Raw genomic sequence first — 10,335 nt, 5'->3', positions numbered from 1 at the left:
ACCGTCCGGGTCAGGGCGGCGCTCAGGGCGGCGGCGCCCGCGGCGGCTTCCGTTCCGGCACCGGTACCGGCAACAACTTCCAGGGCAACAGCGGTCCGAGCAACGGTCCCGCGCGCGGCGGCGGCCGCGGTCGCGGCGGCGCGGCCGGCGCGTTCGGCCGTCAGGGCGGCAAGAGCTCCAAGGCGCGTAAGAACCGTCTGCAGAAGCGCAGGGAGTACGAGGAGATCAAAGCGCCGACCATCGGCGGCGTGCGCATCCCGCGCGGCAACGGCCAGACCATCCGCCTGCGCCAGGGCGCTTCCCTCGCGGACCTCGCGGAGAAGATCAACGTCAATCCGGCGGCCCTCGTCACCGTGATGTTCCATCTCGGCGAGATGGCCACGGCCACGCAGTCGCTCGACGAGTCCACGTTCCAGATCCTGGGCGAGGAGATCGGCTGGAACATCCAGATCGTCTCCGCCGAGGAGGAGGACAAGGAGCTGCTCCAGCAGTTCGACATCAACCTGGACGAGGAGGAGCTGCAGGAGGACGAGGATCTGAAGCCGCGTCCGCCGGTCGTCACCGTCATGGGCCATGTCGACCACGGTAAGACCCGACTGCTCGACACGATCCGCAAGACCAACGTCATCGAGGGCGAGGCCGGCGGCATCACCCAGCGCATCGGCGCCTACCAGGTGACGGTCGAGCTGGACGGCGAGAAGCGCAAGATCACGTTCCTCGACACCCCGGGCCATGAGGCGTTCACCGCCATGCGTGCCCGTGGTGCGGAGATCACCGACGTGGCGATCATCGTCGTGGCCGCGGATGACGGCGTCATGCCGCAGACCGTCGAGGCCATCAACCACGCGAAGGCCGCCCACGTGCCGATCGTCGTGGCCGTCAACAAGATCGACAAGCCGGGCGCGAACCCGGACAAGGTGCGCGGCCAGCTCACCGAGTTCGGCCTCGTGCCGGAGGAGTACGGCGGCGACACCATGTTCGTCGACATCTCCGCCAAGCAGAACATCAACGTCGACAAGCTCCTCGAAGCGGTGCTGCTCACCGCCGACGCGGACCTCGACCTCAGGGCCAACCCGGATATGGACGCCCGCGGCGCCACCATCGAGGCGCGACTCGACAAGGGCCGCGGCGCCGTGGCGACCGTGCTCGTCCAGCAGGGCACCCTGCACATCGGCGACGCGATCGTGGCCGGCACTTCGTACGGCCGCGTGCGCGCCATGCTCGACGAGAACGGCAAGCACATGAAGGAGGCCACCCCGTCCACGCCGGTCCAGGTGCTGGGCCTGACCTCCGTGCCGACCGCAGGCGACCTGTTCCTCGTCGCCCCGGACGACCGCACCGCGCGTCAGATCGCCGAGAAGCGCCAGGCCACCGAGCGTGCCGCGCAGCTCGCGAAGCGCCGCAAGATCGTCTCCCTCGAGTCCCTGAAGGAGCAGTTCGCCAAGTCCGAGGTGGATATGCTCAACATCGTCATCAAGGGCGACTCCTCCGGCTCCGTCGAGGCGCTCGAGGACTCCCTGATGAAGATCGAGGTGTCCGACGAGGTCGGCATCCAGGTCATCCACCGCGGCGTCGGCGCGATCACCCAGAACGACGTCAACCTCGCCACGGTCGACAAGGCCGTCATCATCGGCTTCAACGTGCGTCCGAACCGTCAGGTGCAGGACCTCGCCGACCGCGAGGGCGTGGAGATCAAGTACTACTCGGTCATCTACCGCGCCATCGAGGACATCGAGGCGGCCCTCAAGGGCATGCTCAAGCCGGAATACGAGGAGGTCGTCACCTCCCACTCCGAGATCCGCGAGATCTTCCGCTCCTCCAAGTTCGGCAACATCGCCGGCGTCATGGTGCAGGACGGCGAGGTCAAGCGCGGTACGAAGTGCCGTATCCTGCGCAACGGCGTCGCCACGGTCAACGACCTGGAGATCTCCTCGCTGCGTCGTTTCAAGGACGACGTGCAGTCCGTCAAGGAAGGCTACGAGGCGGGCATCAACCTCGGCACCTTCAACGACATCGAGCTCGGCGACATCATCGAGACCTTCGAGATGCGCGAGGTCGAGCGCAAGTAGCGCAAATGGTCGCCTCCGCGGGAAGCGGAGGCGGCGTACTCCATGCTCCCGCTGGCGGGAGCTGTCGGCGAAAGCCGACTGAGGGTGGTTCCCGGCAGACCGGACGATCTCCGATGGTCTTGGTACCGCGGCAAACCACCCTCAGACTCGCTTCGCGAGCCAGCTCCCGCCAGCGGGAGCACGTTGTATGACGGCGCCATCATCGCCACCGCCACGGCGAGACGCCGGCTCCCGCCAGCGGGAGCAAACTGTATGGGCTCCCCTTCCCGATGCGGGAGCGAATCATCGAAAGGACTTTCATGGCAGGAACGAATCCCCGCGCCGCGCGCATCGCGGCCCTAATCCAGCGCGTCATCGCGTCCTCCATCGAACGCGAACTGCATGACAAGCGACTGACGAACATCACCATCACCGACGTGCGCGTGACCAACGATCTGCAGATCGCCAAGGTCTACTGGACGCAGTACGGCCACGAGGGCAAGGAGGCGGGCGAACGCAAGCGCGCCCAGCAGGCCCTCGACCAGGCGAAGGGCCATCTGCGCAAGCTCGTCGGCCACAAGGCCGGCCTGCGCCTCACCCCGCAGCTCCAGTTCGTGTTCGACGAGGTGCCGGGCGAGGCCCACAAGATCGAAGACATCCTCGCCATCGCACGCAAGCGCGACGAGGAACTCGCCAAGGCGCGCGCCACCGCCCAGTACGCGGGCGACGCCGACCCGTACAAGCACGACGAGCCGGAAGACGCCGACGCCGAGGCGGACGGTTTCGACGGCGACGATGCGGATGACGATGACGCCGATTTCGACGACATGGACGATTTCGACGTCACCGCGAACGACGCCGAATGACGACCATTACCTCGACTATTGACTCCCTCCGATGAGGGAAGGAACCGCGGAGGTGCCGGAATACCGATGACCAACACCACATGCGCCGACGGCCTGCTGATCGTCGACAAGCCGCAGGGCGTGACCAGCTTCGACGCGGTCGCGGCCGTACGTGCCGCGCTGCACACGAAGAAGGTCGGGCATGCCGGCACGCTCGACCCGATGGCCACCGGCATGCTGGTCATCGGGTTCGGCCGCGCCACACGCCTCCTGCAGTACATCGTCGAACACGACAAGACCTATGAGGCGACGATCCGCCTCGGCCTAGCCACCACCACCGACGACGCCGAAGGCGACATCGTCGCCCCCGACACCGCCTCCCTTTGCTCCCGCTGGCGGGAGCTGTCGGCGGAGCCGACTGAGGGTGGTCATCCGGATGTGTCGGATGACGCCGCCCGTCTCCGCGCCATCATCGAATCGACGATCGCCGAACGGTTCACCGGCGACATCGAACAGATTCCGAACACGTTCTCCGCAATCAAGATCGACGGCCAACGCGCCTACGATCTCGCGCGCGCCGGCAAGGACGTCGCCCTGAAGGCGCGTCCCGTCCACATCGCCGAATTCACCGTGCTAGCCACGCGCGAAGGCCTCGCCAGCACCAGCGACCCCGCCTCCCCGCTGCAATCCGCCCCCACCTCCCGCTCCCGTAATGGTGGTGATTCGCGGCAATCCGACCCCACCTCCCGCTCCCGCTGGCGGGAGCTGTCGGCGGAGCCGACTGAGGGTGGTTCCGAGGGAGTCTCCGAGAGCGCCCGATTCGTCCCCGTCATCGACGTGGACGTGCGCGTGAGCTGCTCGTCCGGCACGTACATCCGCGCGCTCGCCCGCGATCTCGGCGAGGTGCTCGGCGTCGGCGGGTATCTCACCCGCCTGCGCCGCACGCGCGTCGGACGGTTCGCGCTGTCCGACGATCGTTCCGGTCTCGCGCAGACGACCGTCCTCCCGGCCGTCACGGACGCTGGAATCGGCGATGATACGCCCGGAACCGGCGAAACCGCGACTGAAGCCGCCGAAACCACGCCCGCCGCGATGCAAGCGATCGCTGCGCACATTGAGCCGAAGACGTTCACGAACCGCGACGGCGAGACCGTCACGCGTAACCGTTGCGTGCTCGACACGCCCGGCGAGGCGCGCGGCGACTGGCTGCGCGCGCGTGCCGTCGGCATGGCCGACGCGGCGCGCGGCGCGATGCCGGTCGCCGACATCACCGCCGACGAGGCGCGTGAGCTGCGATTCGGCCGCCGCATCAACCGCGAACTGGAGAAGGGCGTCCACTACGCCGCCATCGTGCCGGCAACGCGCGGTGGTATCGGTGACGCGGCTGGTGCCGTGGTTCCCGCCGACGTGGCCGCCATCATCGAACGCGCCAACCGCACCCAAGCCAAGCCCGCCGTCGTCTTCCCAACGGCGTGACCGGCGGAACGGCGGTACCCACACCACAAAGCCCCCATCTCTGCGCGATTCTCGTGCGGAAAAGGGGGCTTTCGCGCATCGTTTTCGCGCGGAGAGGGGGCTTACGCGAGAATGGTGCGCTACGAGGGTGTGTTGCGCACCATAATCGCGCGGAGGAGAGAGGATGGCGTGGTGGAGTGGGGCGCTACTGGTTGATGGTGGCGAGTTGGCGCTGGGCGTTGGCGAGGATGGTGGCGGAGAGGCGTTTGATGGTGTCCATCGTCGACTGGTTGTCATGGACGGCCTGCGCCTCGTACTCATGGGTCACGTCGGTCACGGTGCGCATCAGATCGCTGGACGCCTTGCAGCCGGCATCGGCGACGGCGACGGTCCGCTCCTCGTCGGTGACGGTGTGGGAGACGCCCGACGCGCCGTGCGCGGAACCGCTCTGCGCGTAGTGGTTGGCGATGTCGCGCGGATCGTCGTACCCGTAGCCCTTGCCGGCCATGCACGCCTTCCACTCGCCGATCGCCCCGGTCACGCGGGCGTCGCGCAGGGCGTTCTCGTCGGCGTTGCGCCGGATCGTGTCATAGGTGCCGATCTGGGCGAACCATTCGGCGTCGTAGCCCAACGCGGCGGTGGTCCGGTTGTCGCAGCCGGTGCCGTCCTGGTTCGCCAGCGCCTGGACGTAGCCGGGGGAGGAGGGCGCTTTGAGCGTGGCGTCGTTGGCAACGGACCGCGTCGCCTTCGACGATGCGGCGGTCTGGTCGGACTCGGACGACCGGTACATCTTGTCGTACTGCGGCGCATACCCGTAGTCACGCGCCCAGTCGACGGTGAGCGGACCCCATTCCGGCGCGTACGTCGCCTCCGGATCGTCGGTGCGCGTCTCCAGACCGCCGGTGTACTCGTACCGGTAGCCGCGTTCCGCCATGCACACGGTGTTCATCGCGACGATGGCCTGTTCGACCGTGCGCTGGTCGTCACGCCCGAGGAAATACTGGTCGAACGGCGACGTGGTCGTGAGACCGGCGATGTGGTCCGTCGCACGCGTGCTGGACGATACGTTCGTAGATTGTGATCGCGACGATCCGTCGCTCCGGTCCGCGACTGTGGTTCCGGCGCTTGCGGCATCGCTCTGCCCGCATCCCGCGCACAGCAGCATCGTCGCGGCGATCGCCGCCGCGGCCTTCATCAATCCGTGCATCCGCATGTTCGAGACCTCCATGATGATTCCGGTCCGGTCGTCGACCGGTACGATCCGGTGTAATTCTGGTGATATTGACGTGGACATCGATGTGATGTGGTGTGATTCGTTGCGGTTCACCGTAATCCGCGACCGTCCGCCCGTTCCAGCGATGTGCAGGAAACTGCAGACGGTGCTCCATGACATTGCCGGACGACTACCCTTGGGATTCATGGAAGTACAGGAATCCGCGACATCGGGGGAGCGCCTGCGCATCGGCGTGCTGGACAACGACGCGTGCGCGCTGGAATGCATCGTCCGCATGGTGCGGTCCTGCGTGCGCGGTTTCCACCGTCCCGTCGACGTCTGGTCCACGACGTTCCCCACGGAGGCGCTGATGCTCTGCGCCGACGCGACCCGGCCGACGGACATCCTGCTCGTCGACATGGCGCTCAACGGCGTGACGGGGCCGCAGCTCGCCCCGGAGATTCTCAAGCGCTCGCCATCGACGCGGCTGATCGGACTGACCTCCTACGATCCGCAGACCTATGCGGAAAGCGCCCGGCAGGCGGGCATCGCGCCGCTGCTGGACAAGGCGACGCTCGCACGGACGCTCGCGCCCGCCATCGCGCAGGCGGCGCGGCGGCGCGACGACGTGACGGATGCGGCGGATATCGCGCCGAGGGCGGCGGGCACGGCGGTGCCGGATTCCGGCGTGCTGACGCCTCAGGAGACGCGGATCGTGGCGTTGAGTCTCGGATCGTTGAACGCGAAGCAGATCGCCGCCAAGCTGAACATCTCCGTCGACACGGTGTTCTCGCATCGGCGCAACATCAGACGGAAACTCGGCGTCGAGACCTGGTACGAGGCGCTGGACCGTTGCCGTGCGCTCCACATCGCGTGAACGGTGGCGTGTGATGGGTGAGCGTGTGACCGGCGGACGTGTGACGGGTGAACGACCATGGCAGCGGATTCAGGCCGCGGTGCGGGCGCACGTCCCGCATCCGTACATGTCGCTGCTCATACTGGTTCCCGGAACCATCTGTGTTGCCGAAAGCATCTATCTGTGCGTATCCGTGGACGATAGCCGTGCGTCGTTGGTTCTTCTTGTATGCAGAATCATCTGCGTCGCCGCCTTCGTATTGACTCCGGAATGGGGATCGTATGCGATGTGCGGCATGGCCGCGTTGGATCTGATGTCCAACATCCGAGCGCCGTTTACGACGGTGGTGCTGGCTTTTCTCGCATTATCGATAATCAGCTACTTGCACATGCGACGTGGAATCCTATGCGGTGCCGTGGTGTCGATATGCGCGTTCATCGCCAGCGGGACGGCACCTCGCTCGTTGGTGGGGAATGGCGGCTCGTATTCGTTCTCGGCTTTCGTGGTGGCGTTCATCTGTATAGGTGGAATCATCAAGACCGCGGGTGACACGCGTGCAGAGCGTCAGAAGAATCTGAGTCTGGAAAGCAACCGGCGGATCGCCGGCAGACTACACGATTACACGACGAACGATCTCACCGACATCGTCATGCTCGTCGAGCACATGCGGCGGAACGTTCCGGACGAGGAGACGCGGCGGCAGCTGGACACGGTCCGAGACACCGCCGTCGACGCGTTGCAGCATACGAGGCAGGTCATCCGGACGTTGCGCGCCGAGGAGACTCCCGCGGAGACCTCGTCCGCGGAAGGCACGTCCCGAACGGCTTCGGCGGCATCGGTTCGCACGCTGCGGCGAACCGTCGACCGGTGCCGGCGGACGCTCGCCGATATGGGGATGGACGGCGACGTCCTCGTCTTCGGACGGCCGGACACGTCGATGACCGCCGAAGCGGCATCCCTCATGCAGGGGCTCATCCGGGAATTGTTCGGCAACATCGGCCGACACGGCGACCACGCACGGCCCTACATGGTGATGATCTCCTATACGGGCGAATGCGCCGTCGTCGAAACGACGAACGTCATACGCGATGCCGGCGGTGAGGAGCCTGATGATGCGACCGCCGGACTGCGTTCGGGACTCGTGCAGTACCGTCTGCTCGTCGAACGACATGGCGGAGTCTGGCGGGAGTCGCGTACACGGAGCCGGTGGATGCTGCGCGCGGAGATTCCCAATACGCTGTCGGATGCCGTGCGGAATCGTCGCGGATAGACGTGGGCTCCGCTCCGGATGGCGGGGTCGCGGCCACTTCGTCGCCGTTTGCTAGAGTGGTCGCGGCGAAATCGGGCCGCGATCGGCCGCGGATAGCGCCGCGGGCGGCACCGTGGGCATCACGGCGGTCATCGCCGCGGCGACGAGTATGAGGAGCGCAATGGACATCACCTATCTGACCCCTGACGAGACCGGCGACGTCGAGTGGCCGTCCTTCGACAACGACAAGCGATCGGTCGTCACGGTCGGCGCGTTCGACGGCATGCACCGGGGGCATCAGGCCGTGGTCGACCGCGTGGTCGAACTCGCGCGCAAGCATGACGCGTTCTCCATCGTCATCCTGTTCGACCCGCGTCCCGCGTTCGTGCACGGTTGGGCCGCCGCGCACGACGGCGCCGAGCCGGGCGCGGACGTCATCGACGCGAACGCGCTGAGCGGCGTGGACGACCGTCTCTCCTACCTGAAGCAGGCGGGCGTCGAACACGTGCTCGTCGTGCGCTACACGCTCGCGTTCGCCGCGAAATCGTACATCTTCTTCCTCGGCCGACTGGTCGGCAAAATCGGCATGCGCACGCTAGTGCTCGGCTCCGACGCGGCGATGGGCGCGGGCCGCAAGGGCGACGTGAAGGCCATCTCGAACCTGGCCGCCGGCGCCGGCGTGTTCGAACTCGACGTGGTCGACGACCGTGGCCCCGGCGACGTGCGCATCCCGCGCGACTGGAAGCCGGAAATGCCCGCCGAGTGGGGCGAGCCGGCCGACCCGTTCGCGAACGCGACCAAGGCGGAACGCCGCGCGTGGAGCAAGAAGCATCAGGCGAAGCTGGCGCGCGCGTGGAGCTCCACGAACGTGCGCTACCTGCTCGGCCACGGCCGCATCAAGGACGCGAACGCGATTCTCGGCCGCCCGCACAGCGTGGTCGGCGAGGTCGTGCACGGCGAGGAGCGCGGCCGCACCATCGGCTTCCCGACCGCGAACCTCGGCGACGACGTGATCGGCTACCTGCCGGTCGACGGCGTGTACGCCGGCTGGCTCGTGGACGGCGACCAGCGTTGGCCCGCCGCCATCTCCATCGGCACGAAGCCCACGTTCAGCGAGAAGACCGGCCTCAACGAGCGCGTCGTCGAAGCGTACGCGATCACCGACGACTGGCTGGAACTCTACGGCCACAAGGTGCGCGTCGAATTCGCCGGCTTCCTGCGCCCGCAGGTCAAGTTCGACGGCGTCGACGCCCTGAAGGCCGAACTCGCCCGCAACGTCGAGGAGACCAAGCGCCTCACCGCCTGACACGCTCGCAGGTTCGCGCAGGCGTCGGATGCTCAATCAATCGGTCATAGCAGCACCCCCAGGGCGGATTTGAGGGTGGCGACCTGGACGATGGTGAGGCCGGGGATTTCGACGCGTTTGCGCATGCACGGCACCACGGCCGTCGTGAAGCCCAGACGCGCCGCCTCGCGCAGACGGTATTCCAATCGCGGCGCGGGACGCACTTGACCGGTCAGGGAGATCTCGCCGATCGCGCACGTGGTACGGGGGATCGGCGCATGCTTCGCCGCGCTCGCCAACGCGGCCACGATCGCCAGATCGCACGCCGGCTCCTTCGCGAGCCCGCCCGCGATCGTCGAGATATACAGGTCGTTCTGCAACAGGTTCACGTGACCATGCCGGTACAGCACGGCCACGAGCATCGCGATGCGGTTCGAGTCCACGCCGTTCACTGCGCGTCGCGGCGTCGGCAGCACCGAATTCGTGACCAGCGACTGGATTTCGATCGGCAGCGAGCGGTGACCATCCAACGTGAACGTCACGCACGTGCCCTCCACGGGGGAGGGGGTGCCGTCGCCCGCGCCACCATCCGAACCGCCATCCGAACCGCCGCCGCCCGACAGGAACAACCCGGCCGGATCGGTCACCTCCTCGATGCCTTCGCCGCTCATGTCGAAGCAACCCACCTCGTCCGTCGGTCCGAAGCGGTTCTTCACCGCGCGCAGCATGCGCAGCGCCGTCTCGCTGTCGCCCTCGAACTGGCACACCACATCCACCAGATGCTCCAACGTGCGCGGGCCCGCGATCGAACCGTCCTTCGTGACATGGCCGACCAGCAGCACCGGCACGTCCAGCGTCTTCGCCACGTCGATCAGCGCGCTCGCCACCTCGCGCACCTGCGTGGAACCGCCTGAAATGCCGTCCACATCCTGCGAGACGATCGTCTGCGCGGAATCGACGATCGCCAACGTCGGCCGCTCCCGCTCGATCAGGCCTAGCACCGTGCCCAGATCGGTGGTGGCGGCGAGCAGCAGGTTCGGCTCCACTGCGTCGATGCGCGTCGCGCGCAGGCGCACCTGCCCCTGCGACTCCTCGCCCGACATGTACAGCACCTTGCCGCCCGCCGCCGCATGGGCGCGCGCGATGTTGCCCGCAGTCTCCAACAGCAGCGTCGACTTGCCGATGCCCGGCTCGCCGGCGATCAGCACCACCGAGCCCGGCACGATGCCGCCGCCCAGCACCCGGTCGAACTCTGAGAAACCCGTCGGGATGCGCGTGACGTCGTCCGTACCGACCTCGGTGATCGGCACCGCCGCCGATTCCGCCACCACCGAGGCCTGCGTATGCCCGACGCGCCCGCCCGCGCCGCGCCCCACGCCGGCAC

Annotated in this window: 8 protein-coding genes; 6 read left to right on the top strand and 2 right to left on the bottom strand. The window is 67.2% G+C overall.

The features are described from left to right. The 3 genes from infB to BSTEL_RS12605 form a co-directional block, all read left to right on the top strand. Positions 1-2,069 (top strand): translation initiation factor IF-2 (gene infB, locus BSTEL_RS11145; protein ID WP_034530434.1); only part of this gene is annotated, 2,069 nt, incomplete at its 5' end. Positions 2,070-2,368: 299 nt separating this feature from the next. After that, on the top strand, positions 2,369-2,914 hold the full coding sequence (gene rbfA / locus BSTEL_RS11140) for a 30S ribosome-binding factor RbfA (protein WP_034530433.1): 546 nt from the start codon (positions 2,369-2,371) through the stop codon (positions 2,912-2,914). A gap of 66 nt (positions 2,915-2,980) precedes the next feature. Beyond that, on the top strand, positions 2,981-4,369 hold the full coding sequence (locus BSTEL_RS12605) for a tRNA pseudouridine synthase B (protein WP_034530431.1): 1,389 nt from the start codon (positions 2,981-2,983) through the stop codon (positions 4,367-4,369). 184 nt (positions 4,370-4,553) lie between these two features. Here the strand turns inward: BSTEL_RS12605 and BSTEL_RS11130 are convergent, their stop codons facing one another. Continuing rightward, positions 4,554-5,561 (bottom strand): hypothetical protein, encoded by a 1,008-nt coding sequence (locus tag BSTEL_RS11130; protein WP_034530428.1) that lies wholly within the window; start codon positions 5,559-5,561, stop codon positions 4,554-4,556. Between the two features lie 205 nt (positions 5,562-5,766). Between BSTEL_RS11130 and BSTEL_RS12400 the strand changes: the two genes are divergently transcribed. The 3 genes from BSTEL_RS12400 (at position 5,767) to ribF (ending at position 8,972) form a co-directional block, all read left to right on the top strand. Continuing rightward, positions 5,767-6,438, top strand: a complete 672-nt coding sequence (locus BSTEL_RS12400) for a LuxR C-terminal-related transcriptional regulator (protein WP_034530427.1) — start codon at positions 5,767-5,769, stop codon at positions 6,436-6,438. A 367-nt stretch (positions 6,439-6,805) separates the two neighbouring features. Next, positions 6,806-7,687, top strand: coding sequence for a histidine kinase (locus tag BSTEL_RS11120; RefSeq protein ID WP_162179005.1), 882 nt, complete (start codon positions 6,806-6,808; stop codon positions 7,685-7,687). Positions 7,688-7,847: 160 nt separating this feature from the next. After that, positions 7,848-8,972: a bifunctional riboflavin kinase/FMN adenylyltransferase gene (gene ribF, locus BSTEL_RS11115; protein ID WP_034530424.1), complete on the top strand. Its 1,125-nt coding sequence runs from the start codon at positions 7,848-7,850 to the stop codon at positions 8,970-8,972. 44 nt (positions 8,973-9,016) lie between these two features. Here the strand turns inward: ribF and radA are convergent. Then, the coding region (gene radA / locus BSTEL_RS11110; protein ID WP_034530423.1) for a DNA repair protein RadA at positions 9,017-10,335 on the bottom strand (1,319 nt) is incomplete at its 5' end.

This window comes from Bifidobacterium stellenboschense (assembly GCF_000741785.1).
Taxonomy (GTDB): Bacteria; Actinomycetota; Actinomycetes; order Actinomycetales; family Bifidobacteriaceae; genus Bifidobacterium; species Bifidobacterium stellenboschense.
Note: the sequence above shows the minus strand (reverse complement) of the source record. Positions and strands in the feature narration are given on the sequence as shown.

Coding starts and splice junctions, on each gene's coding strand:
- rbfA (WP_034530433.1), top strand. CDS start 2,369: ATGGCAGGAACGAATCCCCGCGCCGCGCGCATCGCGGCCCTAATCCAG.
- BSTEL_RS12605 (WP_034530431.1), top strand. CDS start 2,981: ATGACCAACACCACATGCGCCGACGGCCTGCTGATCGTCGACAAGCCG.
- BSTEL_RS11130 (WP_034530428.1), bottom strand. CDS start 5,561: ATGCGGATGCACGGATTGATGAAGGCCGCGGCGGCGATCGCCGCGACG.
- BSTEL_RS12400 (WP_034530427.1), top strand. CDS start 5,767: ATGGAAGTACAGGAATCCGCGACATCGGGGGAGCGCCTGCGCATCGGC.
- BSTEL_RS11120 (WP_162179005.1), top strand. CDS start 6,806: ATGCGACGTGGAATCCTATGCGGTGCCGTGGTGTCGATATGCGCGTTC.
- ribF (WP_034530424.1), top strand. CDS start 7,848: ATGGACATCACCTATCTGACCCCTGACGAGACCGGCGACGTCGAGTGG.